Here is a 25,512-nt window from a genome sequence, read left to right as displayed (position 1 = left end):
GAAGCCGAGCAACGCCGCGTCCGCAGGATCCCGCCGATGCAAGATGGATCGCTTCTCCAGACCCTGCTGCATGTCGCCCTGATGGCATCGAGCATGATGCTCACGTGGCAGGTCTACCGCCTCCGCCGGCCCTGAGCACCTGAAGGGCGGGTCCGGACGGCTCTCACCCCACCCGCCGGGACGGCAGCCGCAGGCCCGGGGCCGGCCGCTCCAGCAGCACCTCCCTGCGGAAGCGCACGAGCCGCGCCGGACGGCCGGCGGCGCCGCTGGTGACGCTCTCGGTCTCCTCCACCAGCCCTTGCTGCGCCACGAGGCGGCGAAAATTCTGCTTGTGCAGCTGCGTGCCCGAGAGCGCCTCGACGGTGCGCTGGAGCTGGAGCAGGGTGAATTCCGGCGGCATCAGCTCGAACACCACCGGGCGGTACTTGATCTTGCCGCGCAGGCGCCCGATCGCCGTGGCGAGCACCCGCCGGTGATCGAAGGCCATGGGCACGCCGGTGGGGTCGTTCGGCAGGGCCGGGCCCGGGTTGCCGCGGGCCTCCGGGATGAGCCCGGCCTCGAAGAGCAGCTCGTAGCGCTCCAGCACCCGCTCCTCGTTCCAGGTGCCGCCATTCATCCCGAAGGTCAAGCCGAGGCGGTCGAGCCGGCGGGTTCGGACGGCGCAATCCTCGGGCTCGGCCGCCCAGGCGGCGAGATGCGCCTCGATAGCGTCGAGCTGGCGCGGACGCCCCTGCCGGAAATCCTCGTAGGGCAGGTAGCGGTACCAGTTCTGCCACGCCGCCTCGGCGATCCCGGCCGGCCGCTCCTCGCGGACCAGGGCCAGATAGGCCACCGACAGGGAGTGCACCGCCGCCATGTCGGAAGCTCCGGAGCGGTCGCGGTCGCCGAAGGTGTAGAGCTGCTCCACGTAGCCGAGGCGCTGGTGCGTCTGCCGCTCCACCCAGGCGCGCAGGCCGCGCTCCAGGGTCGCGTGCTCGGGGACCAGGGGCCCGGCCGGCAGGCCGTCGCCCCGGCCCGGCGCCTGATCGGGCACGCGGATCGTCAGGGCGCGCGGTTCCCCCCGCGTCGCGGCGACGATCACCGCGACGAGGCCTACGGAGGAGCGCTCCGGCGGGGCCTGCGCCCCGCGCGCACCCGTCTGCGCCGCGGCAACCGTCATCGTCCCTCGAAGTCCCTCGAAAACCTCTCCCCTCGGATACGCCGGAGCGGATCCCACCTATAGGGGTACAGGATCTCCGCGCGTCAACGCCGCCGTATGACGGCGCCGATCCGCGATGCTGGACCGCGACGCGCGACAGGAATGCTTGCCAAGCCCGCGGGGGCTGCCCAAACAGAAGCGCCCAGACGGGCCGGCACGGTGCCGGACGGGGCGGGGATCCAGCCACAGCGATGCCAGCCAGCGCGCGTTCTCCGGCGACCGGAAGCCGGGCGGTCGACCTGCGACTCTACGGCCTCCTCGACGTCGGCGTCTGCGGCGGCGACGGGACGCGGCTGGCGGAGCTCGGTGCCGAGGCGGTGGCGGGGGGCTGCACACTCCTCCAGTACCGCGAGAAGGACATCCCGGACGCCCGGGCCGCCCTGGCGCGGATCCGGGCGATCCGCGAGGCCGTGCGCGGCCGGGTACCGGTGCTCGTCAACGACCGCATCGACCTCGCCCTCGCGGCGGACGCCGACGGCGTGCATCTCGGACAGAGCGACCTCCACCCCGCCGACGCGCGCCGCCTCCTGGGGGAGGGCGCGATCATCGGCCTCACCCTGAAGAAGGCCGCCCAGGCCGACGAGCTGTACCGGCTGCCCGTCGACTACGCCTGCATCGGTGGGGTCTTCGCCACCACCAGCAAGGACAACCCGGACCCGCCGGTCGGGCTCGAAGGCTTCGCCAGCATCGCGTTCCGGGCCCGCCTCGCCCGGGGTGCGGACCTGCCGCTCGGCGCCATCGCGGGCATCGGCGCGGACAACGCCGCTGCGGTGATCGCCGCCGGGGCGGATGGCGTCGCGGTGATCACCGCCCTGTTCGGCGCGGAGCCGGTCCGCCAGCGCGCCCGGGACCTGCGCGCGCGCATCGATGCGGCCCTGGCGGAGCGGGCGGGCGCCCGATGAGCGCCCCCGTCGCGGTGACCATCGCGGGCTCGGATTCCGGCGGCGGCGCCGGCATCCAGGCGGACCTCAAGACGTTCTCGGCGCTGGGCGTCTACGGCGCCAGCGTGATCACGGCGCTGACCGCGCAGAACACCACGGGCGTCCAGGGCATCCACGACGTGCCGCCGGACTTCGTGGGCCGGCAGATCGACAGCGTGTTCTCCGACCTCGCCGTGCAGGCCGTGAAGATCGGCATGCTGTCGCAGACCGCGGTGATCGCGGCGGTCGCCGACGGCCTCGCGCGCCATTCCGGCGCGATCCCGATCGTCCTCGACCCCGTGATGGTCGCCACAAGCGGCGACCGGCTGATCGCCGACGACGCGGTGGCGGTGCTCCGGGCGCGGCTGCTGCCGCGGGCGGACCTGATCACCCCCAACCTGCCGGAGGCGGCGGTGCTTCTCGGCGAGGCGGTGGCCGAGGACGCGGCGACGGCGGTAGCCCAGGCCCGGCGGCTCGTGGCGCTCGGCGCCCGCGCGGTGCTGATCAAGGGCGGTCACGGAACCGGGCGCGAGAGCATCGACCATCTCGTGACGGCGGACGGGGCCCTGCGGACCCTGGCGGCGCCGCGGATGGCGACCGCCAACACCCACGGGACCGGTTGCACCCTCTCGGCCGCGGTGGCGGCGGGCCTCGCCCAGGGCCTGACGCTGCCGGAGGCCGTGGTCGAAGCCAAGAGCTACCTCACCGCGGCCCTCGCCGCGGCGGACCAGCTGGCGATCGGAGCGGGCCACGGCCCGGTCCACCACTTCCACGCGGTCTGGCCGTAGCGAGGGCCCGCGGAGCGGAGCTTTCGGTGGTTCGGTCCCGCGCGTGCCTTGCAACCGGACGGTGATTGCGTTTGAAGAAGCGCACCGATCGTTCGGATAATGGAACGGCGCAGGCGGACCGGTGACGATGCAGGATCAGGCGGAACGGCCCGACCGGGCGCGCGGGCGCGACCTGCTGACCGGCGCGCAGGTGCTCTCCGGCCAGCTCGGCAAGACCATCCAGCGATTGCGCAAGGCCTACAATCTGTCGCTCTCGGAACTCGCCGAGCAGTCGGGCGTGGCCAAGTCGATCATCAGCCAGATCGAGCGCAACGAGACCAATCCGACGCTGGCGACGATCTGGCGGCTGTCGCAGGCGCTGGACGTGTCGATCGAGCGGGTGCTGGCTGCGGGCGACGAGGAGCCCTTCATCGAGAAGACCTCGCGGGCGGACACGCCGATCCTCGTTTCCGAGGACGGCAAGGTACGGCTGGCGATCATCGGGTGGCTCAAGACGATCGAGTGGCTGCAATGGTACGAGGTCACGGCCGATCCGGGCGGCGTCCTCGACTCCGACCCGCACCAGCGCGGCTCGGTGGAATCGCTGTCCGTCTCGGAGGGGGCCTTCGAGGTCGAGATCGGCGGCACCGTGCAGCGGGCGCGGGCCGGCGAGACCCTGCGCTACCGCTGTGACCGCCCCCACCTCGTGCGCTGCACCGAGGGACCGGCCCGGGCCACCATGGTGGTGATCATGAAGGCCGCGGTGATGGAGTGAGGCGCCCTCAGCGCCCGGTGTTCACCCAGCGCACCACGTCCGCCAGCACGGTGGAGAGCGCCTGATCGAGGGCGTGGGCGCCGTTGCCCGAATCGATCTTCCCCACCGGCATGCGGGCCGTGAAGATCCGCGCGGCCACCACCTTGCCGGTGCCGTCCGCCACGAGCTTCAGCGACAGGTCGACCACCGCCTCGCCGGTCCCGGCCTGGACGTCGAAGGCGCGGATCTCGCTGATCAGCTGGTAATCCGCCACGACCTTGTCGCCGGGCCGGCTCACCGAGCGGAGCCGGCCGGAATTCTCAAGACTCTGGATGATCCGGGTCTGGATCAGCCGCGGTAGCCGGTCGGCCCACTGGCCGCCCCCAAGGAACGAGAGCGCTCCCCCCGGCTCGCGCACGATGATCCGGTCCGCCTCGAAGGGCTGGATGCCCACCGGCTCCGAGACCGCGATGGACCGCCCGGCGGCCACCGCCCGCCCGGAGGGTGGCAGGGCCGCGAGATCGAAGGTGAGGGGCGCCGCACCGCCGCCGCAACCGCCCAGAAGGGCAGCGAGCAGCGCGGCGGCGGCGATGTGGGACGAGCGAACCATGCGCACAACCTGAGAGACCCCACCGTCGGGCGGCAGAGCTGTAAAAGCTATGCGGTTAAAACTAACCCGCTCCCGGATTCGTGTCGTGCGCCGGGACACATCGGCCCTGCAGAGGGCGATTTCAGCGACCGCCGTTGTATTCGGGCAACGATGGCTTCCCGCCGAAGATCACCTGGCTCGGATCGCGCTCCAGGCTGCGGACTGTGCGGTTGAGGGTGCTCAGCGTCCGCTGGCCGTCGCCCGACAGAGCCTCGACCTCCCGGCGGCCGGTGCCGCTCAGGCGGCCGAAATTGCTCGAGATGCTGGCGGTGCGCTTGTCGAGATTCTCCGACATGGTCCGGAAGGCCTTGCCGGCATCCCGCACGGAGATCGCGGCCGCGCGGATCTCCGCGAAGGTGCTGGAGCCCTCCTGGCCGGAGGCCGAGCCGAGGAAGCCCTGCGCGCCGTTGAGCACGGCGTCGATCTTGTCGGCCGAGGCGTTGAGCTTGGCGGCCAGGGATCGGGCATCGTGCAGGCCGGACTCGATGTCCGGGCTCGCCTTCGACAAGGCCTCCGAGAAGCGGTCGGCGTTGTCGATCACGTGGCCGAGCTTCACGCCGTCCACCGCCTTGACCAGCGCCGAGATGTTCGGGCCGGCATCGGCGAGCGTCTTCGAGAAGGTCTCGACGTTGGTGAGCGAGCGGTTGATCGCGCCCTCGTTGGCGGAGACCAGCCGGTCGAGGCGGGCCAGCATGTCGTCTGCCCGCTGCGCCACCTGGCGCGCCAGCGCCATCATGTCCTGCATGTCGGAGGAGTCGGCGAAGATCGTCGGCGGCTCGCCGTTGGCCATCGGGGTCAGCACCGGCGCATCGGCATTGCCGCCCGACAGCGAGATCACCGAGACGCCGGTGAGCATCGCCGAGTCGAGGCGGGCGCGGGTGTCGGCCCGGAGCGGCGTCGCGGGCTCGACCTTGATCTGGGCCAGCACCCGGCGCGGATCCTGCGGGGCGAGGCGGATGTCGGTGACCTCGCCGACCTTGATGCCGTTGAAGTTCACGCTCGACCCTCGGGAGAGGCCGCCGACCGAGCCGGAGAAGACGATGCGCACCGTCTGGCTGACCTGCCGCGACGAGCCTCCGGAGAGCCACAGCACGGTGCCGAAGCCCGCCAGGATGACGGCGATGGTGAAGGCCCCGATGAGGGCGTAGTTCGCGCGGGTTTCCATGCGCTCAGCCTGCGGTTCTGGCCGGCGGACAGGGTCCGGCCGGGCCTCTGGCCCCGGTTCCCGAGTGGGAGCGGGGCGGGATCCGGGTGGGGCGCGGGTCAGACATGAGACGCCGCGCCGCCCGTGGCGATGGTCCGGGCGCGCTTGCCGTGGAAGTAGGAGCGCAGCCAGGGATGGTCGCTCGCCAGCATCTCGTCGATGGTCCCGGCCGCGATGATCTGGCCGTCGCCGAGCGCCGCGATGCGGTCGCAGGCGGTGTAGAGGCTGTCGAGGTCGTGGGTGACCATGAAGACGGTCAGTCCCAGCGTCTCCTTGAGGGTGGAGACGAGGTCGTCGAACTCGCCCGCGCCGATCGGGTCGAGGCCCGAGGTCGGCTCGTCGAGGAACAGGATCTCGGGGTCGAGCGCCAGGGAGCGGGCCAGCGCCGCGCGCTTGATCATGCCCCCTGACAGTTCCGAGGGCAGCTTGTCGGCGGCGTCGGGCTTCAGGCCGACCATCTCGATCTTGAGGCGGGCGAACTCGTCGAGCAGGCGCTCGGACAGGTTCAGGTGCTCGCGCATCGGCACCTGGATGTTCTGCTTGACGGTGAGCGCCGAGAACAGGGCGCCCTGCTGGAACAGCACGCCCCAGCGCTGCTCCATCCGGCGCCGCTCGGCGTAGGTGAGTTCGTCGACGTCGCGGCCGAACACCTCGATGGTGCCCGCCCGCTTCGGGTTGAGGCCGAGGATCGTCCGGGTGAGCACCGACTTGCCTTGCCCCGAAGGTCCGACGAACCCCAGGATCTCGCCGGCGCGGATGTCGAGGCTCAGGCCTTTCAGGATGTTGCGGTCGCGGAAGCCGACCACGAGGTCGCGCACGCGGATGATCGGGGAAGGGGCGGACCTCGGGGCATCCATCGGGGCGCTCATCGGGCCGGGTCTCAAAAATCGATCGCGGCGAAGAAGACCGCGAACAGGCCGTCGAGGACGATGACCATGAAGATGGACTTCACCACCGAGGCGGTGACGTGGCGGCCGAGCGATTCCGCCGAGCCTTCCACGGCGAAGCCCTCGATCGTGGCGATCACCCCGATGGTCAGCGCCATGAACGGCGCCTTGATCAGGCCGACCATCACGTGGTGGACGCCCACCGCCGCCTGGAGCCGGGCCAGGAACTGGTCGAGGGTCAGGCCGCCGTAGAGCATCGCGGTGAGGCCGCCGCCGGCGAGCGCCGCGAGGTCGCCGATCAGCGTCAGCATCGGCAGCCCGATCATCAGGGCGAGCACCCGGGGCACGATCAGGATCTCGACGGGGTCGAGGCCCATGACGCGCAGCGCGTCCACTTCCTCGCGCATGCGCATCGAGCCGATCTCAGCGGTGATCGCCGAGCCGGAGCGGCCGGCCACCATGATCGAGGTGAGCAGCACGCCCATCTCGCGCAGGATCAGGAGGCCGATCAGGTTGACCACGAAGGTCTGGGCGCCGAAGCGCTGGAGCTGGAAGATGCCCTGCTGGGCGACGATGCCACCGACCAGGAACGAGATCAGCACGATGATCGGCGTGCCGTTGAGCGCCACCTGCTGGATCTGGTTGATCAGGGCGTTGCCCCGGAAGGTGCCGGGTCGCAGGGCGACGCGCCCGCAGGCGGCGATCAGCTCGCCCAGGAAGGCGAGGGCGGTGACGAATTCCTGTCCGCCGCGCACCGTCTGCCGCCCGGTGGCGTCGAGGGCGCCGACGATCGGGCCGTGCCGCCGGGGCGGCATGGCCTCCGGCTCTCGCAGCCGGACCTCGCCGAGCAGGGTGCGGTGCTCCGGCCGCGCTCCGAGATAGGTGAGGGCGCCGCCCGCCTGCTCGATCTCGGCGCGGGTCCGCTCCAGCACCCAGGCGCCGAGCGTGTCGAGGCGCTCGATCCCCGAGAGGTCGACCGCCACCGGCCCGGCCCGGCCCGCCGCCGCGATGCGCGCCGCCGCCGCCTCGACGGTGGGTGCCTGGTCGGCGGTCCAGCGGCCGTCGAGCGCCAGCCGGCCGTCGGCCGGCCGGTCCCGCAGCGATGCGCCGAGAACGATGTTCTCGCTCAGCAAAAGACCTCACTCCTCGATCGAGGCGCCATCCTGACGGTCGGTTATGTCGACATTACGGTTGACGATCCGTGTCCGGCGTCGCGCCGGCCCGCCGCGACGCGAGGGCGAGCCCGAGGCCGGCGGCGGCGAGCGGCGCCATCAGCAGGAAGGCGAGGGGGCCGCCGGCCCGGTAGGCCATCCCGCTCGCCAGGGTGGCGACCACCGCGACGCTGGCATTGACCGCGCTGAGCGTCCCCTGGGCCCGGCCCCGGGCCCCGTCGGGGGCGTAGGCCGAGACCGCCGCCATGGCGCCGAGCTGCGTCGCCCCGAAGGTGAGGCCGTGCAGGCCTTGCAGCGGCACCAGGGCGGCGAGATGGTCGCCGAGGAGGAACATGCCGACGGCCCGCAGGATCGCCGCGCCGGCGCCGGCGCCGAGCAGCCGCACCGGGCTGCGCCACGCGGCGGGCAGGGCGGGCACGGCCGCGAACAGGGCGATCTCGGACAGGACGCCGACGGCCCAGAGCGATCCGACCCAGGCGGCCGCGATGCCGTGGTCGGTCCAGTAGATGCTGCCGAACCCGTAGATCGCGTTGAGGCTCGCCTGGATGGCGGCGGCCGCCCCGATGCAGAGCCACAACCTGCGCGGGAGGCGCGGCCGTCCGGCCTCGCTGGACACAAGGGGCAGGGCCGCCACCGAGCGGCTGCGCCACGCCACCCCGGCCGCCAGCAGGGCGAGGCCGGTGAGCAGCAGCGGCACCGCGAGCCGGCCGCCCAGGGCGGTGAGCAGGAGGCCGCCCGCGAGGTTCGCCAGCAGGAACGCGACGGAGCCCGCCATCCGGATCCGGGAATAGGCGAGGCGGGAATCCCGGCGCACGGCGGCCAGGGTCAGGTAGTCGATGCAGGGCACGAGGGGGGCGCCCGCGACGGCGTTGAGCACGATCAGCCCGGCCAGCAGGGGCCAGCCGATGCCGGCGGCGCCGGGCATCAGCGCGTAGGTCAGGCTCATGGCGAGGCTGCCGAGCAGGATCAGCCGGCGGGGGCCGAGGCCGCGGTCGAGCAGGCTCATCAGCGGCGCCGTGGCGGCGATCCGGGTGGCGATCGGCAGGGCGAGCAGCACGCCGATCAACCCCGCGTCGAGGCCGAGGGTATCGAGCCACAGGGGCATGAACGGCATCGCGATGCCGATCTCGGTGAAGACGACGGCGTAGAGCAGCGACAGGCGCGCCGGGCCGGACGGGCGAGGCAAGGCGGGTCTCGGGGAGGCGGATCCGGGGCGCCCGGCGGCGGGGCCCGCCCGTAAGCGCCCGTTAAAGCCATCCTGTCAAATTGCGTGCTCCCGGGCCGGGCCCTGCGCCGGCCGTCCGCCGCTGCGCGCCTCGACCCGTTCAGGGAAGTCCATGTCCGGTCCCGCCACACCGAGCCCCGACGCGTCGGCCGAGTACGAGACGATCGCGGCGGCGCTCGCCGCCACCGAGCGCGGGCGCTGGTTCCTGGCCGAGCATGGCCGCCGCAACCGGGGCGCCGACACCGAGATGCTGCTCGGCGCGATCACCCGGCTGGAGCGGACCGTGACCGCGGATCGCGGCCACGAGGCGTTCGGGCACCTGCGCGGCAACCTCGTCGACATGGCCGACGCGATCAGCCGCACCAAGGCCGAGATCGCCGCGATCAGCGCCACCAACACCGAGCAGACCCGCCTGACCCAGGCCTCGCTGGCCCTCGACGCGATCGTCCGCGAGACCGAGCAGGCCACCTCCGACATCCTGGGATCCGCCGAGTCGATCCAGGAGGCGGCCTGGACCCTGCGCGAGCGCGGCGCCGACGCGCAGGCCTGCGACACCCTCGACCGGCACGCCACGGCGATCTACACCGCCTGCTCGTTCCAGGATCTGACCGCGCAGCGCACCGCCCGGATCGTCTACACACTCCGCTACCTGGAGGACCGGCTCTCGGCGATGATCGCGATCTGGGGCAGCGAGGCCGCACCGATCCCGTCGCCGCCCGGCGCCCCCGATGCGGCGGCGGAGCCCGCGGACCTCTGCCAGAGCGACATCGACCGCTACATCGGCATGGACGTCCCGGCCGTGACGGCCGCCGCGCTGGTGGCGCGGCCCGGGAGCCCGCCGCTCCACGAGGATCTCGTGTTCCTGCCGGTCTCCGACGGGCGTGAGGCCGAGGCTGCTGCGGCGATCGACGGGGTCGCGGAGAGCGAGCCGGTCGCGGAGGCACCCGTCGGGGACGATCCCGAGCTGGACTGGGCCGCCCTGGTCGCGGCGACGCCCCTGCCGGCGCCGGCCGGCGAGGAGCCGGCTCTGAGCTTCGCCGAGATCGACGCGCTCCCGCCGGAGCAGCGGCTCGCGCTGTTCGCCTGAGAGGCGCGCCCGGACGCGGACCCTGCTATCAGGTCCGCCCCGTCGACAGTCGCGAGAACCCGTGTCCGTGGCCCTGCATCTGATCAAGCTCTGCGTCGGCCCCGCCTCGATCGCCGATCTCGAGGCGCGGCAGGCCCGGTTCCTGGCCGAGGCAGCGCGGGACGGCCGGCCCGCGGCGCCGTTCCACGTCACCCGGACCTTGCCCAAACGCCACGGCGAGATCACCGGACGCGGCTCGATCTACTGGGTGATCCGGGGCACGCTGTCCTGCCGCCAGGCGATCACCGCGATCGAACCGCTGACCGGCGAGGACGGGATCCCGCGTTGCCGGCTCGTCTTCGACCCGCGGCTCGTCCCGGTGGCGCCCCGCCCGTACCGCCCGTTCCAGGGCTGGCGCTACCTGACGGCCCGCGACGCACCGGCCGACCTCGGAGCGGGCGCCTCGGGCGACCTCGCCGAGATGCCCGAGACCCTGCGGCGCGAGCTGGTCGGCCTCGGCCTGCTGTGAGGGGGATGCGCCGAAAGCGCCGGCGTACAGAATTGCAGATGTCCGGCGCAATCCTCCCACCGTGTCCGGTCGCAGCCTCCGGCACCGACATCCTTGCGAGCGGAGCGACGCAATCCAGGGCAACGCCACGCTGACCGACGGTGCGCGGCCCTGGGTCGCTTCACTCGTGATGACGAGAGGGACGCGTCGATCGAGGCGTTCCATCGAAATCCGTATCGAAGACGCGCTCGGGCGACGCCCGAATGACCGCGGCCCGCCGATGGCGCCACCTCCGGGGAGGGGAAGACCGCCCCTCGCCCGGCGTACCGCCGGAACCGATCTCCGTTCCGGCGCGGACGACTACGCCCCGTCGAAGCGCCCGCTGGCATGGGCCAGCATGGTGTAGACCTTGCCGGTCTCCGAGGTGAGGTAGGCGTCGGTCCGCTTGGCGTCGCTGTCGTTCTTGACCACGTCGCCGAGCAGGCGTTCGAACTCGCTGACGTAGCGGTCGACGCTGCGGCGGAACTCCGTGTCGGTCCGATACCGGCGCTGGATCTCCGCGAAGGTCGCCCGGCCCTGCGGGGTGTAGATCCGCGGGTCGAACAGGTTCGGCTCGCCGCGGCGGTAGCGCTCCCAGAGATCGACCGCGGTCCGGTGCTCGATCATCTTGGCGATGTCGGTGGAGATCGTGTCGAGGGCGATCCGCCCGGTCTCGGCCGCGGCGACCGGGGCGCGGCGGGCGGAGGGCGCGGTCGCGGCCGGCGCCTCGGCCGCGGGTGCAGCCTCCTCGTCGTCGTCCAGGGACGCGCGGGTGAGCAGATCCGACAGCCAGCCGCGCTTGTCCCCGGCCTGCGCGGGGCCGGCGGGACGAGACGGGGCGACCGGACGGGACGCCTCGACCCGGGCCGGACCGGCCGCGGCGGACCGCGGCGCCGCGGGCGCCGGCAGCGCCGGAACCGTCGCGGCGGGGACCGTCGGCGCGAGGGCCGCGGCGGCGGCCGGAGCGACCGTCGGAGCCGGAGCGGCACGGCCGCCGCCCTCGGCCACCCGCCGCTGGGGCTGGGCCTGGGGCTGGGCGACGTCCAAGGCGCGGCCGGAGCGGGAGACCAGGGACGAGAGCTCGTTGAGCGCCTTGATCTGGTCCGACACCACCCGGCGCATCTCGCCGGTGGCATCCTGGGTCTCGCGCGGGAGTTCGAGGACGCCCTTGGCGAGTTCGGCGCGGGTCGCGTCGAGTTCGCCGCGGATCGAGCCCGCCATCTCGCGCAGCGCGGAGAAGGAGTCGCCGAAGCTGGCCTGGGCCTCCTGGAAGCCACTGCGCATCTCGCGGGCGGCCTCCTCCAGGGCCTGCCGCACGCCCTGGGCGGCCTTCTCGCCCTCGGCGCTGGCGCTGTCCTTGAGGTCGGCGAAGGCGCTCGTCACCGAGGCGCCGGCACCCTGGGCCGACTGGGTCAGGGACTCGCCCACGCTGCGGGCGCGCTCCTCGGCGGCGCGCAGCGTCTCCTCGATGGTCCGCTCCAGGGCCTTGCCGTTCTGCTCCAGGGCGGCGGCCCGCGCCTCGAAGGCGGCCAGCGCCTCCGTCAGCGCGGTTTCGCGGCCCGTCAGCGTCGATCCCAGACGCTCCTCGATCGCGGCCAGCGAGGCGGCCGCCCGGTCGAGGGCAGCCACGTGCGCGGCCGTCTGCTCGCCGAGCGAGCGGCCCCGCCCGTCGAGGGTCTCGGCGAGGCGGGAGGCCTCCTGGAGCGCCCCGTCGGCGGCGCCGCGGAGGGCCTCGACCTGCGCCGAGACCCCGGCACTGGCCTGACCGGTCTCGGCGGCGATCCGCTCCAGGGCGCCCTGGATCTGCTCAATCCGGCCCGACAGCCCCTGCTCGATCGCGCCGAAATTGGTGTCCGCCCCGGCCACGAGATCACTGAGCGCCGTGTTGGCGGTCTCGATCCTCTGGAGGAGGGCGCCCAGTTCCCGGCCCATCCGGTCGTTGGTCTCGAACAGCTCGGAGAGGGTGCGGCCGGCACCGTCCTCGACGGCGGCGCGCAGCAGCTCGGCCGAGGCCCGCGACTGCACCGCCAGCTCCTCGGTCCGCTCCCGCAGGGTCTCGGCCAGCGGCATGCCGGTCTCGGCCAGGGCCCGCTCGATCGCCTCGGCCCGGTCCGACAGGGCCCGGGACAGGTCGAGCATCGGCCCGTCGACGGCCTCGCGCAGGCGGGTCACATGGCCCTCCACGCTGTCGCCGACCGCGCGGCCGCTGCCCTCGACGCTGGCGAGCAGGGCGCCGCCCTTCTCCTCGATGGCGCGGACCAGGGCCTCGGCGCTCTCCGCGAGGCGGCGGGACAGGGCTTCGCCGCGGGCATCCACCAGGGCGCCGAGGGCCGTGACGCGCCGCTCGAACCCGGCCCCGAGGGCCTCGGTGCGGGCATCGATCAGGCCGGCGAGCGCCGCCTCGCGGCTGCTGAGCGTCTCGGCCAGCGCCGCGTTGTGGGCGTCGACCTGCTCGGCATGGGCCCGCGCGCGCTCGTCGAGGGCGGCGGCGAGCGCCGCCGTGCGCTCGTCCATGAGGCCGGCGAAGGCATCGTGGCGGTCGTCGAAGGCGGTGGCCAAGGTGTCGGCGCGCTGCGCCACCAGGGTCGCGAACAGGCGCATGCGGCTGTCGATGCGCTGGGTGAAGGCGTCGGCGCGGGCCTCGACGCCGCGGGCGAGCGCCTCGCTGTGCGTCTCCACGGCCTGCGCCAGGGCCGCGGTGCGTCCCTCCACGACGCCGTCGAGGTCGCGCAGACGGGCGTCGAAGGTCTCGACCAGGGCGCCCGTGCGGCCCTCGGCCGCCGCGATCAGCGTCTGGCTGCGGTCGTCGAGGAGCCCCTCGATCGCGGCGCGCGCCTGCTCGAAGGTGTCGCGCAGGGCGGCGATCCGCGCATCGACCCGCTCGGACACGTCGCGGCCGGTCCCCTCGACGCTCGCGCTGAGACGATCCTGGACCCGCTCGAACAGGGCCTGCAGCTCGCCCGTGCGCGCCTTGAGGGTCTCGGCGATTTCGGCGTGGCGCGTCTCCAGCAGGCCCGCGATGGCGGGGTTGGCCTGCTCGATGGTCGCCTGCAGGGCCTGCGTGCGGTGCTCGATCGTCCCGGCGATCTGGCGGCCGCGGCCCTCGACCAGGCGATCGATCTCCTCCTGTGCCCGCTCGAACACGGCCTGGAGCGCGCCCGTCCGCTCCTGCAGGGTCCCGGCGATCTGGGCCTCGCGCGCCTCCAGCAGGCCCGCGATGGCGGGGTTGGCCTGCTCGATGGTCGCCTGCAGGGCCTGCGTGCGGTGCTCGATCGTCCCGGCGATCTGGCGGCCGCGATCCTCGACCAAGCGTTCGATCTCGCCCTGCGCCCGCTCGAACAGAGCCTGAAGGTCCGACACGCTGGACTCCAGCAGTTCCGCCATCCGGGTCGGGGCCGCGTCGAGGGTCGTGCGCAGCCCTTCGGTCCGCGCCGCGATGGCGTCGGCGACCTCCTGGCCGCGCCCGTCCACGAGGTCGCGCAGGCCGTTCTGCGCCTCCTCGAACAGGGCCTGCAGGCGCTGCGTGCGTGTGTCGAGGGTCGCGGCGAGCTGGCGCTCGCGGGTCTCCACCAGGGCGGAGACGGCGGCGGGCGCCTCCTCCAGCACGGTCCGCAGGGACTGGATCCGGGTGTCGACCGCGGCGGCGAAGCGGCCGCTGCCGCCCTCGACCATCGCGTCGAGGGCGGCTTGCGCCTCCTCGAACAGGGTGCGCAGGGCCTGGCCCCGGGCGGTGAGCGTGTCGGCGAGGCGGTTGCCGCGGCCCTCGACCAAGCTCTCCAGGGTGCCCAGGCGCTCGTCGAACAAACTGCCGAGCTGCCGGGCCCGGTCCTCCAGGGCGCCGTTCGCGCTGCCGAACGCCCCCTCCAGGGCGGCGACCAGCGCCTGCCCGCGGCCGTCCAGCGCCTCGTTGATCGGGCCCATCCGGCCGTCGAGGGTGGCAGCCAGCGTGCCCGCGTGGTCGTCCAGCAAGACGCGGATCTGGTTGGTGCGGTCGTCCAGCAGGGTATGGACCGTGCGCACACCGTCATCGAGCAGGCCGCTGATGTCGGCGGTGCGGCTCGACAGGGTGTGGCCCAGGCGGCCCTCGCCGGCCTCGAGCATCCGCTCGGCATCCGCGATGGTCTGCTGCAGCTTGGCGAGCACGCTGTCGCCGCGCTGGTCGATCAGCTCGGCGAGCGAGTTGCCGCCGCGGTCGAACAGGCGGCCGAGCTCGGTGATCCGGCCTCCGATCGCGCCGAACACGGTCCGGCCCTTCTCGTCGAGCTCGCCCGATAGGGCGGCGATGCGCTCGTCGATCAGGCGGCCGAGCAGATCGGCGCGCTCCGAGAAGGCCGTGCGCACGGCCTCGGTGCGGGCGGCCAGCGCGGCGTCGGCGCTCTCGGCGCGCTCGTCCACCAGCCGGACGATCGCCTCGGCGCGGTTCGACAGGGACGCTTCCAGGCCGCGTGTCGACTCCTCGATGGTCGTGGTGAGGGCGCGGACGCGCTCGGCCATGGCGCCGTCGAGGCCGCCAGTCCGGTCTTCGATCATCGCGACGAGGTCGCGGGTCCGGCCGGCCAGTTCCTCGTCCACCGCGCGGGTGCGCGCCTCGATGAGGCGGATCGCCTCGAAGGCCTGCACGCCGAAGCTCTCGTCCACGAGGCGGGCGCGCTCGTCCAGCGCCTCGGCGATCGCCTGGAGGCGGCCGATCACGCCGGCGTCGAACTGGCCCGCGCTCTCGGCGATCCGGTGGGCGATCTCGGCCGTGTGCCGGGCGATGTCCTCCCCGAGGCCGGTGGTCCGGCCCTCCAGCATCTGGATCAGGCCGCGGTGGCCCTCCGCCATGATGCGCGCCATCTCGTCGGTCCGGGCACGCAGCGCCTCGTCCACCGCGGCGGCGCGGGAGCCCAGATGAGCGTCGATCTCGCCGACGAGGCCCGCCACGGCCGCGCCGATCTCGGCGGTCCGCTTGGCGGAACGGTCCTCCAGGCCGCCGAGATGGGTCTCGATCAGGCTGCCGGCCTCGCGGGCCTGGGCCGAGATCGTCTCGGCCACCTGCTGGCCCTTGCCGGTGATGAGCCGGTCCATCTCCTCCAGCCGGGCGCCGACGCTCTCGCCGAGCGCCGCGGTGTCGCGGCCGATCCGCTCGGCCAGGATGTCGCCGCGGGCGATGGTCTCCTGCAGGGCGGCGAGGCGGCTGCCCAGGGTCTCGTCGATCGCCCGGACCCGGCCGTCTGCGGTCTCGGTGAAGCTCGCGCCGGTCTGGCTGAGGGTGTCGGCGATGCGCGCGCCCTGGCTCGCCACCGCCAGCACGATGTCGCGGCCAGTGCCGCTGATGCGGGCCTGGGTCTCGTCGGCGTGGCTCGCCAGCAGCTGGGCGACGCCGCGGCCGTGCTCGCCGAAGGCGGCCTCCATCTCGCCGATCCGGGCGGCGAGGTCGGCCGAGATCGCGCGGGCAGCCTCGGCGAGGCTGCCGGTGGCGTCGCCCGTGCGGGCAGCCAGTTCGCGGTTGAGTTCGTCGAGGGCGGCGCGGACGGCGGAGACCGCCGCCAGGCCGCGTTCGCCGAGTTCGGTGCCGGCGCGGTCGGCGGCGTCGCGGAACCGGGCGGTGAGGATCGCGGTCTCGGCCTCGACGGCGCCGGTGACCTCGCCGGAGGCATTGCGCAGGGTCTCCAGGGCCGCAGCGAGCCGGGCAGCGGCGTCCCGCGTCTGGGTCTCGGCGGCGGTGCCAGCCTGGTCGGCGGCGGCGCGCAGCGCCTCGGCCGCCTCCTCGGTGCGCGCCGAAAGGGCGGCGGCGGAGTCCGCGACCCGGCGCTCGAACACCTTCACGGCCTCGAGGGTTCGGGCCTCGACCGCGCCGGTGGCGTCCTCGGCCGAGCCGTGCAGGGCGGTGGCGACCTCTTCGGTCCCGCGCCGGAGCGCCGCGACCGCCTCGGCGGTGCGGCCGTCGATCGCGCCCGACAGGGTCTCGACGGCCCCCCGCAGGGAGCCGACCGCGGCGGCGGCCCCGGCCTCGAAGCCCTGGCCCAGCGCCGAGAAGGCGGCCTCCAGGCTCGCCGCGGCGGTGCCCGTCTGGTGCGTGATGCCGCTGCCGGCGCGCTCGGCCGCCGCGACGACGCGGCTCTCGAGGTCCGCGGCCCGCACCGTCACGGTCTCGTCGAGGCGGGCGGCGATGCCGTCCATCCGCTCGGCGAGGGCGCCGCCGCGATCCGACAGCGCGTCGGCGATCCGCTCCGCCGTGCCGATGAGGTCGTCGCGGACGGAGCCCGCGCGGGTGGTCAGGGCCTCGCCGGCGCCGCTGGCGGCGAGCGCGAGGGCGGCCTGCGCGTCGCGCCCGCGGCCCTCGATCATCTCGGCCACCGACAGGCCGGCGGTCTCGATCTCGGCGCGCAGGGCCGTGCTGCGGCCGGCGATGTCGTGGGTCAGGGCGGCGCCGGTCTCGGCGAAGCGGGCGGTGATCTCCGCCCCCATGGCGCTGAAGCGCTCGGTCAGGTCCGAACCCCGGGACAGGAAGACGGTCTCGAGGCCCGTCACCGAGCGCTCGAAGCTCTCGCGCACCGCGCCGGCCTGACGGTTCAGGGTCTCGCTCACGCGTGTGCCCGTGTCGGCAAGCCCCCGGGTCAGGGCGTCGGTGTTCGCGGTGATCCGGTCGGTGAGGGCGGTGCCGGCCGCCTCGAAGGCGCCGGTCACCTCGCCCGCACGGCTTTCGAAGGCGCGGGTCAGGGTCTCGCCGACCTCCTGGAGGGTGCCGCGCACGTCCTGGCTGGTGGCCGTGAGGTTGTCGATCAGATCGCTGCCGCGGGCCGTCATCAGGCCCACCACCCGGTCGCCGGCCTCGCCCAGGGACGCGGTGATCGCCGCGCCGCGGGTCTCCAGCGCACCGGTCACGCGCTCGCCCGCGCCGGTGACCGCGGATACGATCCGGTCGGAGGCGCCCTCCAGCTCCTCGCTCAGGCTCTGGTGCGAGCCGGTGATGGCATTGCGGACCCGGTCGGCGTTGGTGACGATCGCCTCGCGCTGCGCCACCAGCTCGTCGACGAGGGAGCGGATGCGGATCTCGTTGTCGGAATAGGCCCGCTCCAGGGTGGCGATCTCGCCGCGCACCAGGGTCTCCAGCTCGCCGGCCCGGGCGAGCGCCCGCTCGACGCCGTCGCCCACCGCCGCCACCTCGCGGCGCACGGTCTGCGACATGGTCAGGACCGCGTCCGTGGAGAAGCTCTCGGGCTCGGCCAGCCGCACCGCGACCTCGCCGACCGCGCGGGCGACGAGGCGCATCTCCTGGGCTCGCACCGCCAGCATGGCGGCGATCACGAACAGCACCACCGGGCCGAACAAGGCCGCGGCGCCGACGCTCGCCTGCAGAGCGGTGAGCCCCGAGACGACCTCGCGCAGGTCGCCTCCGGACTTCGTCCAGGCGATCAGCACGAGGGCGCCGATCCAGACGAGGCCGGCGGCCAGCGCGAACAGGTAGGGCTTGGGCGAGGAGCGCACCCGCAGGGTCTGCTGCAGGATGCCGATGTTGCGGCGGTCGTCGTTGGCCACCAGGGAGCGGTCGGGCGGCAGCAGCCCGCCCTCGCGGCGGGGCCGGTCCAGGCCGGGCGGGGGCAGGTCGGAGACGAGCGGCGCGTCGAGGTCGAGGCGCGGCGGCATGGTGCGGCCGGCCGGGTCGAGGGTGCCGTCGAGCAGCGGATCCGTGTCGCCGACGTCGGGCAGGCGCGGCTCGGCCCGGGTGTCGGTGCCGGTCGGCGTCAGGGCGTCGAGGTTCAGCGCCTGCTCGATCGCAGAGAGCGCGGCCTCGGCCGGGTCCTTCAGCTTCTTCTCGGTCGCCATTCAACGCCTCGTTACACGGGTTCACCGGCACCTGGGGAGGCTGATGCCGGAGACGCAACACCCCGTTTACCATTACAAGATTAGACGCGGGCAGCGATTGCCGATACCCGAGCCTCCGGCCGGCCCCAGAAAACGTTAACCGAATGGTTACCGCGGCCGCCGTTCACCGCCGCGACCATCCTGCCGCAGAGGAGGGGTCCGGCGCGATCCCCGCCCCGCGAATCGGGGGGTGAATTGTGTGGATCAGCTCCGCCATCCACGACGAACACGGATCCCGGGACTCCAGCATGCAGGCCATCGACCGCGCGGCGCTCGACCTCCAGACGGCCGGCGACGCCGACCTCGCCCGCGAGGTGCTGGACCTGTTCGCCGGGCAGTGCCGGTCGATCCTGCCCCGGCTCGTCGACGCTACGCTTCCCTCGGATCGCCGGGCCGACCTCGCCCACACGTTGAAGGGCTCGGCCGCGGGCGTCGGGGCCGAGCGGGTGCGCGCGCTGGCGGACGCCGCGGAGCCGCGCCTGCGTGCGGGCGACGGGCCGGTGCCGCTCGACGACCTTGCCGAGGCGGTCGCGGCGGCGCTTGCTGAAATCGAGGGCCGGACACCCTGACGGCCGCCCCGGGCCGGCCCCGCGCGCGATGCGGCCGCGATGCGGCGATGGATCCGGGACGCGTGCCAACCGCTGCGCTTGCATTCCGCGGTCTCTGCCGCCAAGCAGGCACGCCGCCCGTCGGACAGATTGCGCTCGACGCGAGCCCGGAGCCCCAGCATGCCCAAGATCACCTACGTCGACCACGCCGGGACGGAGAGGACCGTCGAAGGCAGCGTCGGCGCGACCGTGATGGAGACGGCGTTGCGCAATAACGTTCCGGGGATCGACGCGGAATGCGGCGGCGCCTGCGCCTGCGCCACCTGCCACGTCTACGTTGCCGATGCGTGGATCGAGGTGGTGGGCAAGGCCGCCGACATGGAGCAGGACATGCTCGATTTCGCCAGCGACGTGCGCGAGAATTCCCGCCTGTCCTGCCAGATCAAGATCACGCCGGCGCTCGACGGCCTCGTGGTGACGACGCCCTCCCAGCAGGGCTGATCCGGCTCCGGCCGTCATCAGGTTCTTCCCTCTCACGCGTCATCGCGAGGCCGGCGATCCGGAGCAGCACGCCGTCGGCCAGCGTAGCGCCGCTGGATCGTCCGCTGCGTTCGCGATGACGGCAGCGGCGGGTCGGAGCGCACCACGCCGTGATGCCGTGAACCTGTCCCTCACCGCACGAGCGCCCGCGCCGCCGCGTCCAGCCCCTCCAGGGTGAGCGGGAACATCCGCCCGGCGACCAGCCGCTGCATCATGCCGATCGACTGCGTGTAGCCCCAGTGCGTCTCGGGCACCGGGTTCAGCCACGCGACCTTCGGGAAGTGGTTCGAGAGCCGCTGCATCCAGACGGCGCCGGCCTCCTCGTTCCAGTGCTCCACCGAGCCGCCGGGCGTGGCGATCTCGTAGGGGCTCATCGAGGCGTCACCCACGAAGACCAGCCGGTAGTCGCTGCCGTAGGTACGGATCACCTCCAGCAGCGGCGTCTTCGCCTCGTGCCGACGCCGGTTCTCGGTCCAGACCGCCTCGTAGGGGCAGTTGTGGAAGTAGTAGTGCGCGAGGTGCTTGAACTCCGAGCGCGCCGCCGAGAAGAGCGCCTCCGCCTGCTCGATGTGCCAGTCCATCGAGCCACCGACGTCGAGGAACAGCAGCACCTTCACGGCGTTGCGCCGCTCCGGGCGCAGCTTCACGTCGATGTAGCCCTGGCGGGCGCTCGCGCGGATCGTGCCGTCGAGGTCGAGCTCCTCGGCCGCCCCGGTCCGGGCGAAGCGGCGCAGGCGCCGGAGCGCCAGCCGCATGTTGCGCGCGCCGATCTCCCGGTCGTCGTCGAGGTCCTTGAACTCCCGCTTGTCCCAGACCTTCACAGCCCGGAAGTTGCGGTTGCCGTCCTGGCCGATGCGGATCCCCTCGGGATTGTAGCCGTAGGCGCCGAAGGGCGAGGTCCCGCCGGTGCCGATCCATTTCGAGCCGCCCTGGTGGCGCCCCTTCTGCTCGGCGAGCCGCTGCTTGAGCGTCTCGAACAGCTTGTCCCAGCCGAGCGCCTTCAGCTCCGCCTTCTCGGCCTCGGTCAAGTACTTCTCGGTGAGCTTGCGGAGCCACTCCTCCGGGACGGCGGCGGGCTCCACCGCCTCGCCGAGGGTCTCCAGTCCCTTGAACACGGTGCCGAATACCCGGTCGAACCGGTCGAGATGCGCCTCGTCCTTCACCAGCGCCGTGCGCGACAGGAAGTAGAACGCCTCGACGTCGCGCTCGGCAAGGCCCCGGTCGAGCGCGCCGAGGAGGGTCAGGTACTCCTTGAGCGAGACGGGGACCTTGGCGTCCCGGAGGGCCGTGAAGAAGTGCAGCAGCATGCCGGGAGAACGCGCCAGCCGCGCGCCCGGGTCAAGTCCGCGCGAATCGCGCGGGCCGGGGTCAGGCGGGGCAGGACGTTCCGGCCCCGATCCTGAATCTTCGCCGATGGTCGACAAGATTCATGACTGTGAACCGGGCTGATTCCACGTCCCAACAGAGTCTCCGCAGGTCGATGGGACTCATAACCTGGGCATAAGTCATCGAATCTGTTGATATGTGTCCGGCCAAGCCTCGCTCAGTCACTCATTCGGTCATGGGAATCGCTCAACTCGACACATCGAGTGGGTGCGGGCGCGGCGACGCGCGCCGGACCAGGCAAGCGTGGAGACCTGCGATGGCGGTCATCCTGCGGAATCTGACGGAATTCAAGCGGTTTCTCGGGAAGCCGGGGGCGACGATTCAGCTGGTGCGCAACACCTTCATGGATCGCCAGCCCGAGGCGACGCAGGAGGCCTACCGCAACAAGGGCATGTACGCGCCCCGCGCCGTGCAGGCCCTCTCGCGCAAGGCGGCCGTCTTCACGCTGCGGGGCTATCCCGGGACGGTCTGGCTCTACTGGGACAAGGGCATCCGCGGCTGGCGCTTCTCCGGGGATACCGTGACGGTCCCGCTGGTCACCGGGCTGGGGCCGGCCGATGAGCTGGTCTATCGCTGCAGCTTCGCCGACGGGTTCGAGCCGGCACCGCGCAGCCGGGCGGCGCGGCGCCCGAAGATCGCCGAGGCGCATCCCGTCCCAGCCTGACGGGGCCCCGGCCAGGCCTCGTGAGCAAGCCGTGATCAGGCCTCCTGACCGGCCGCAGCCCCCTGGCGCTCGGGCTCACGCTTGGCCGCCGGCTTGCCGAGCGCCTTCCCCACCGTGCGGCGGGCGCGGAAGATCGGCTTCGCCTCGCTCTCGCGCTTCTTGAGCAGAGCCCGGTACTCGTCCCGCCGCTCGTGGATCGACGCGATGACGAGTCCCATCGGCACCCCGACATCGACCAGCACGGCCTCCGACAGCTGAAGCGAGGCCTCGATCGTTTCCGGCACCGCGTCGTCGACGCCGAGCTCGTACAGCGCCGAGGCATGGCGGGCGTCGCGCGCCCGGGCCACGATGGTCAGGTCCGGCCGCTCGGCGCGGGCGGCGGCCACCGCCGCCTCGACGGCGCGGGGGTTGTCGAGGGTCACCACCAGAGCCCGGGCCGAGGCGATGTCGCAGCGGCGCAGGATCTCGGTGTTGCCGCTGTCGCCGAAATAGACCGGCGCGCCGGCCCGGCGCTGCTCGGCCACCCGAGCGGCGTCGGAATCGAGGGCGATGTAGGGGATCTTGTGCCGCTCCAGCATCTCGCCGACCTGCCGCCCGACGCGTCCGAAGCCCGCGACGATCACCCGGTTCTCGACCCGCTCCGGCACCGGCTCGGCCTTTACGGCGGCCTGGGTGCTGGCCGAAGCCCGCTGCTTGAGCCGCCGGCCGATCGCCGCCAGCGCCGGGATCATGATCATCGTGACGGTGGTCACCACGAGGGCGGCGGCGCCGACCTCCTCCGGCACCAGACCGGTGGCCATGGCGCCGCCGATCAGCACGTAGGCGAATTCGCCGCCCGGCCCGAGCAGCAGGGCCGTCTCCAGGGCCACGGGCTGCGGGATCTTCATCACGGGTGCCGCCATCATCACCACCGCGGCTTTGATCAGCACCAGCGCCAGGGACAGGCCGAGGATCGCGCCCGGCGTCGCCATGAGCTGGGCCGGATCGAGGTTCATGCCCACCGAGACGAAGAACACGCCGAGGAGCAGGCCCTTGAACGGGTCGATCGTCGCCTCGATCGCCCGGCGGTACTCGGTCTCGGCGAGCAGCAGGCCGGCCACGAAGGCACCGAGCGTCATCGACAGGCCGCTCGCCGCCGCCGTCAGCGCCGTGCCGACGATGACCAGCAGGCAGGCCGCCATGAACAGCTCGGTGGAGCGCGTGCGCGCCACGAGCTGGAACAGCGGCCGCAGGGCGAGGCGCCCCGCCACCACGATCAGCACCAGGGCGACGGCGGCCTGGCCCAGCGCCAAGGCCAGCGCCCAGCCCTTGTCGCCGCCGTCGTCGCGGCCGAGCACCGCGATGGCGAACAGCGCCGGCGCCACCGCGAGATCCTGGAACAGCAGGACCGCGAAGCTCGTCCGCCCGGTGGGCGCGTTGAGCCGCCGCTGCTCGGCCAGCACCGGCAGCACCACGGCCGTCGACGAGAGGGCGAGACCGATGCCGACGATCGCCGCGCCGGTGAGCGGCACGTTGAGCCCGTAGAGGATCGCCCCGAGGATCAGCGCGGAGCAGCCCACCTGCAGGGAGCCGAGGCCGAAGACGAGTCGGCGCAGGACCCGCAGGCGCTCCCAGGACAGCTCGATCCCGATCATGAACATCAGGAAGATCACGCCGAACTCGGCGAGGTGCGAGATCTCGGTGCGGTTGCCGATGGTGAAGAGGTGGACCGAGGGATAGGTGTCGGCCAGCCGTCCCAGCCCGAACGGCCCCAGCAGGGCACCGGCGCCGATGAATCCGAGCACCGGCGAGATCCGGAGGCGGTGGAACAGCGGCACCACGATGCCCGCTGTGACGAGAAACAGGATCGCTTCCTTGTAGGAGCCGGCGTGGACCTCTGGCATCGGCGGCGGATCGAACCTCGTCTTGCGGGGGCGGGAAGGCCGGTCACGGCTTCGCGATCATGGGTCGGCACCGGCCCGCGGGCAACCGGTTTCGCGCCCGGATCGCCCCAGCGCAGGTGCGTTCTGACACAAGCCGGATACACGAGCCGGGTGACACATTTCCGCCACCGGTCCGCCGCCCCCAGCCGCCCGGGCGGTCAAGGCGTGCAATGCGGCCCAAAATCGGCACAATGCGCGCATACACGCAGGAGTTAACCGAGGGTTATGCTCGGGCGGGCCGAGCCCTGGACTGGACCCGATGGATGCGACGAGGCCGATGATCTCCATCAAATCGATTTTCTCCGGCCCGGCAGCCCCTCCGAACCGCGACCTGAAGCGCGAGCAGCGCGAGTGGAAGCTCGAATCGGACCGCTGGCGCCACCAGCGCCACGTCGACCGGGGCTATCGCGTCAAGTGGGGCTACGTGGCGATCGCGTACCTCGTCGAGTTCATGGTGATCGGCGCCTCGCTCTGGGGCGCGTGGCTGTTCGCGGGCGTCTACAGCGACGGCGACTGGCACGCCTTCTACTTCATGCTGCTGGCGCCGCTGGTCTACGCCGCGGTGGAGCTGTGCCGCGTGCCGCTGGGCATCCTGGCGCGCACGCAACGCTCCTACTTCGTGCGCGGGCTCGCGGTGATCGGCATCATCTTCGCCGCGGGGGTGACCACCAAGTCGGTGTCGCAGCTCGGCGAGATGATGTTCCATCCCCGCCTGATGGAGGCGGCCCGGACCAAGACCGCCCTGAAGGACGCCCAGGCCGACCGGGCCACGATCGGCGACCGCATCAAGGCGGCGGACGAGCGCGTCGCCCAGTACACGGCCGAGCTCGATCAGATCGAGAAGCGTTCCGCCGACAACGCCCAGCAGCTCGCCGGCCTGCCGGCCCAGCGCTGCGAGCGGGTGTTCGGCACCAACAGCAAGGGCCGGAAGTATCAGAACCTGAAATGCGTGGCCGACCCGCGGGTCGCCGCCCTGTCGGGGGGCGTCGCCAAGGCCTCGGCCGACCGCGCCGCGATGATCAAGGACCTGGAGGAGGCCCGCAAGGCGCGCGCCGCCCTCGATCCCGGCGCCGCCGACCGGCGCGTGGCCGATGCCGAGCAGGCCTACCGCAACGCGGTCGTCCGCTCCCAGCTGCACTCCTTCACCGCCATGGTCTACGGCGTCGACCCGATCGACGTGACCGAGAGCCAGGTCCACGCCTTCCTGCGGATCTTCGTGTTCCTGCCGGCCCTCTGCGCCGCCTTCGCGTCGACCATCCTGGCGCTCTGCGCGGTCTCGACCCGCCGGACCTTCATGGACGAGGACGACCTCGGCGCCGCCGTGAACCCGGAGGCCGCCCCCTACATGCTGGACGCGATTGCCGACGCCCTGCGCGCGCATCCTGAGCCGATCCTGCCGCGCGCCGCCAACGCCTCGGGCGCGGTGATCCCGATGAACCGGCCCGCCACGGGCCAGCAGGCGCTGCCCGGCCAGACCGGTCCGAGCCAGACCCTGCCTGCCGCGGGAGCGGGCGCATGAACTACGTCGCGAACGGAACGCCCGAGAACATCGCCCTCGCCCAGCAGGTGAATTCCCGTCTGCGGGCGGATTCGAGCTACGTCGCCGCCCGGGCCTTCCTGTTCAGGGCGCTGGGCTTCGGCGCCTTCGCGTGCCTCGCCGGCATCGGCGTCGGGGCGGCGGCCTACGGCTGGGCGACGCTCAACCAGTTCGACACCGCCGCCGAGAAGATCGCCGCCGCCATGCAGGCCGCGCTGTCGGACGTGACGCTCAAGACCAAGGGCGAGGTCACGCTGACCGACAACGTGCTGAAGCTCGAGGGCCTGCCCAAGGCCACCGCCACGCCGACGCCCACCAAGGCCCAGCTCGGCAGCGACGCCGCCCCGGCCTCGAAGGCGACGGTGAACACCACCTTCACGGTGTTCAAGCAGGTGCCCTATCTCGACGGGCAGATCGTGACCGGCTGGAACTTCAAGGACAGCGCCGAGCAGCCCTACCAGCAGTACTGCTACTTCTCCCGCCGCTCCAACGAGGCCAAGGGGCAGGTCGAGATCAAGATCGACCTCGCGATGGACGGCAAGACCCTGCCGCAGCCGCAGAAGTCCGACGTGAACCTGGAGATCCTGGCCCGGAACTGCGTCTGGCACGAGAAGGGGTGAGACTCACGCCCGCTGAAGGATCCGGCGCCCCGTCCTTGCGAGCGGAGCGAAGCAATCC

19 protein-coding genes are annotated in these 25,512 nt (G+C 72.8%); 10 read left to right on the top strand and 9 right to left on the bottom strand.

The annotated features are described in order from the left end of the window. Positions 1-163 precede the first annotated feature (163 nt). Complete coding sequence (locus MMSR116_RS25110; protein ID WP_010686931.1) at positions 164-1,159, bottom strand: NUDIX hydrolase; 996 nt, start codon at positions 1,157-1,159, stop codon at positions 164-166. 230 nt (positions 1,160-1,389) lie between these two features. On the opposite strand from MMSR116_RS25110, the gene thiE reads away from it, so the two are divergent. From thiE to MMSR116_RS25095, 3 genes are all read left to right on the top strand, one after another. Then, entirely contained in the window at positions 1,390-2,100 is a 711-nt protein-coding gene (gene thiE, locus MMSR116_RS25105) for a thiamine phosphate synthase (protein WP_010686932.1), read from the top strand. Then, on the top strand, positions 2,097-2,906 hold the full coding sequence (gene thiD / locus MMSR116_RS25100; protein ID WP_010686933.1) for a bifunctional hydroxymethylpyrimidine kinase/phosphomethylpyrimidine kinase: 810 nt from the start codon (positions 2,097-2,099) through the stop codon (positions 2,904-2,906). The genes thiE and thiD overlap by 4 nt, the downstream gene beginning before the upstream one ends. A gap of 127 nt (positions 2,907-3,033) precedes the next feature. Next, positions 3,034-3,660, top strand: coding sequence for a helix-turn-helix domain-containing protein (locus MMSR116_RS25095; RefSeq protein WP_010686934.1), 627 nt, complete (start codon positions 3,034-3,036; stop codon positions 3,658-3,660). 7 nt (positions 3,661-3,667) lie between these two features. Here MMSR116_RS25095 and MMSR116_RS25090 read toward each other — a convergent pair whose 3' ends face one another. The 5 genes from MMSR116_RS25090 to MMSR116_RS25070 form a co-directional block, all read right to left on the bottom strand. Beyond that, positions 3,668-4,249 (bottom strand): ABC-type transport auxiliary lipoprotein family protein, encoded by a 582-nt coding sequence (locus tag MMSR116_RS25090; RefSeq protein WP_010686935.1) that lies wholly within the window; start codon positions 4,247-4,249, stop codon positions 3,668-3,670. A 121-nt stretch (positions 4,250-4,370) separates the two neighbouring features. Next, positions 4,371-5,453 (bottom strand): MlaD family protein, encoded by a 1,083-nt coding sequence (locus tag MMSR116_RS25085; protein ID WP_010686936.1) that lies wholly within the window; start codon positions 5,451-5,453, stop codon positions 4,371-4,373. 98 nt (positions 5,454-5,551) lie between these two features. Continuing rightward, positions 5,552-6,361, bottom strand: a complete 810-nt coding sequence (locus tag MMSR116_RS25080) for an ABC transporter ATP-binding protein (protein WP_010686937.1) — start codon at positions 6,359-6,361, stop codon at positions 5,552-5,554. Positions 6,362-6,372: 11 nt separating this feature from the next. Continuing rightward, the gene (locus MMSR116_RS25075; protein ID WP_010686938.1) at positions 6,373-7,512 is read right to left on the bottom strand and encodes an ABC transporter permease; all 1,140 of its coding nucleotides are present in this window, start codon (positions 7,510-7,512) and stop codon (positions 6,373-6,375) included. A 52-nt stretch (positions 7,513-7,564) separates the two neighbouring features. Next, on the bottom strand, positions 7,565-8,737 hold the full coding sequence (locus MMSR116_RS25070) for an MFS transporter (protein WP_010686939.1): 1,173 nt from the start codon (positions 8,735-8,737) through the stop codon (positions 7,565-7,567). A 151-nt stretch (positions 8,738-8,888) separates the two neighbouring features. Here MMSR116_RS25070 and MMSR116_RS25065 point away from each other — a divergent pair, with 151 nt between their 5' ends. Together MMSR116_RS25065 and MMSR116_RS25060 are read left to right on the top strand one after the other, a co-directional pair. Then, positions 8,889-9,863, top strand: a complete 975-nt coding sequence (locus MMSR116_RS25065; RefSeq protein WP_010686940.1) for a hypothetical protein — start codon at positions 8,889-8,891, stop codon at positions 9,861-9,863. Between the two features lie 67 nt (positions 9,864-9,930). Continuing rightward, positions 9,931-10,371: a DUF1489 family protein gene (locus MMSR116_RS25060; RefSeq protein WP_010686941.1), complete on the top strand. Its 441-nt coding sequence runs from the start codon at positions 9,931-9,933 to the stop codon at positions 10,369-10,371. A 339-nt stretch (positions 10,372-10,710) separates the two neighbouring features. Here MMSR116_RS25060 and MMSR116_RS25055 read toward each other — a convergent pair whose 3' ends face one another. Next, entirely contained in the window at positions 10,711-18,198 is a 7,488-nt protein-coding gene (locus MMSR116_RS25055; protein ID WP_158169131.1) for a hypothetical protein, read from the bottom strand. 287 nt (positions 18,199-18,485) lie between these two features. On the opposite strand from MMSR116_RS25055, the gene MMSR116_RS25050 reads away from it, so the two are divergent. Together MMSR116_RS25050 and MMSR116_RS25045 are read left to right on the top strand one after the other, a co-directional pair. Next, a complete protein-coding gene (locus tag MMSR116_RS25050; protein ID WP_010685603.1) occupies positions 18,486-18,806 on the top strand; it encodes an Hpt domain-containing protein in 321 nt (106 codons plus the stop codon). Positions 18,807-18,965: 159 nt separating this feature from the next. Continuing rightward, positions 18,966-19,286 carry a 2Fe-2S iron-sulfur cluster-binding protein gene (locus MMSR116_RS25045; RefSeq protein ID WP_010685602.1) on the top strand — a complete coding sequence of 107 codons (321 nt, stop codon included), beginning with the start codon at positions 18,966-18,968 and terminating at the stop codon, positions 19,284-19,286. A 170-nt stretch (positions 19,287-19,456) separates the two neighbouring features. Here the strand turns inward: MMSR116_RS25045 and MMSR116_RS25040 are convergent, their stop codons facing one another. Continuing rightward, the gene (locus tag MMSR116_RS25040) at positions 19,457-20,632 is read right to left on the bottom strand and encodes a vWA domain-containing protein (RefSeq protein ID WP_010685601.1); all 1,176 of its coding nucleotides are present in this window, start codon (positions 20,630-20,632) and stop codon (positions 19,457-19,459) included. Between the two features lie 335 nt (positions 20,633-20,967). Between MMSR116_RS25040 and MMSR116_RS25035 the strand changes: the two genes are divergently transcribed. Then, the gene (locus tag MMSR116_RS25035; RefSeq protein ID WP_010685600.1) at positions 20,968-21,375 is read left to right on the top strand and encodes a hypothetical protein; all 408 of its coding nucleotides are present in this window, start codon (positions 20,968-20,970) and stop codon (positions 21,373-21,375) included. Positions 21,376-21,410: 35 nt separating this feature from the next. On the opposite strand, the gene MMSR116_RS25030 is transcribed toward MMSR116_RS25035, so the two are convergent. Next, positions 21,411-23,258, bottom strand: a complete 1,848-nt coding sequence (locus tag MMSR116_RS25030) for a cation:proton antiporter (protein ID WP_010685599.1) — start codon at positions 23,256-23,258, stop codon at positions 21,411-21,413. 298 nt (positions 23,259-23,556) lie between these two features. Here MMSR116_RS25030 and MMSR116_RS25025 point away from each other — a divergent pair, with 298 nt between their 5' ends. Beyond that, the gene (locus MMSR116_RS25025; RefSeq protein WP_010685598.1) at positions 23,557-24,816 is read left to right on the top strand and encodes a hypothetical protein; all 1,260 of its coding nucleotides are present in this window, start codon (positions 23,557-23,559) and stop codon (positions 24,814-24,816) included. After that, entirely contained in the window at positions 24,813-25,454 is a 642-nt protein-coding gene (locus tag MMSR116_RS25020; protein WP_010685597.1) for a hypothetical protein, read from the top strand. Before MMSR116_RS25025 ends, MMSR116_RS25020 begins: the two co-directional genes overlap by 4 nt. Positions 25,455-25,512: the final 58 nt, after the last annotated feature.

Source organism: Methylobacterium mesophilicum SR1.6/6 (assembly GCF_000364445.2).
Lineage (GTDB): Bacteria > Pseudomonadota > Alphaproteobacteria > Rhizobiales > Beijerinckiaceae > Methylobacterium > Methylobacterium mesophilicum_A.
This window is presented reverse-complemented; position numbering and strand designations above follow the sequence as displayed.

Bases quoted from the DNA above. Each gene is read 5' to 3' on its own strand.
- MMSR116_RS25065 (WP_010686940.1), top strand. From the start codon at position 8,889: ATGTCCGGTCCCGCCACACCGAGCCCCGACGCGTCGGCCGAGTACGAG.
- thiD (WP_010686933.1), top strand. From the start codon at position 2,097: ATGAGCGCCCCCGTCGCGGTGACCATCGCGGGCTCGGATTCCGGCGGC.
- MMSR116_RS25110 (WP_010686931.1), bottom strand. From the start codon at position 1,159: ATGACGGTTGCCGCGGCGCAGACGGGTGCGCGCGGGGCGCAGGCCCCG.
- MMSR116_RS25095 (WP_010686934.1), top strand. From the start codon at position 3,034: ATGCAGGATCAGGCGGAACGGCCCGACCGGGCGCGCGGGCGCGACCTG.
- MMSR116_RS25025 (WP_010685598.1), top strand. From the start codon at position 23,557: ATGGATGCGACGAGGCCGATGATCTCCATCAAATCGATTTTCTCCGGC.
- MMSR116_RS25055 (WP_158169131.1), bottom strand. From the start codon at position 18,198: ATGGCGACCGAGAAGAAGCTGAAGGACCCGGCCGAGGCCGCGCTCTCT.
- thiE (WP_010686932.1), top strand. From the start codon at position 1,390: ATGCCAGCCAGCGCGCGTTCTCCGGCGACCGGAAGCCGGGCGGTCGAC.
- MMSR116_RS25045 (WP_010685602.1), top strand. From the start codon at position 18,966: ATGCCCAAGATCACCTACGTCGACCACGCCGGGACGGAGAGGACCGTC.
- MMSR116_RS25080 (WP_010686937.1), bottom strand. From the start codon at position 6,361: ATGAGCGCCCCGATGGATGCCCCGAGGTCCGCCCCTTCCCCGATCATC.
- MMSR116_RS25050 (WP_010685603.1), top strand. From the start codon at position 18,486: ATGCAGGCCATCGACCGCGCGGCGCTCGACCTCCAGACGGCCGGCGAC.
- MMSR116_RS25040 (WP_010685601.1), bottom strand. From the start codon at position 20,632: ATGCTGCTGCACTTCTTCACGGCCCTCCGGGACGCCAAGGTCCCCGTC.
- MMSR116_RS25085 (WP_010686936.1), bottom strand. From the start codon at position 5,453: ATGGAAACCCGCGCGAACTACGCCCTCATCGGGGCCTTCACCATCGCC.
- MMSR116_RS25030 (WP_010685599.1), bottom strand. From the start codon at position 23,258: ATGCCAGAGGTCCACGCCGGCTCCTACAAGGAAGCGATCCTGTTTCTC.
- MMSR116_RS25035 (WP_010685600.1), top strand. From the start codon at position 20,968: ATGGCGGTCATCCTGCGGAATCTGACGGAATTCAAGCGGTTTCTCGGG.
- MMSR116_RS25020 (WP_010685597.1), top strand. From the start codon at position 24,813: ATGAACTACGTCGCGAACGGAACGCCCGAGAACATCGCCCTCGCCCAG.
- MMSR116_RS25090 (WP_010686935.1), bottom strand. From the start codon at position 4,249: ATGGTTCGCTCGTCCCACATCGCCGCCGCCGCGCTGCTCGCTGCCCTT.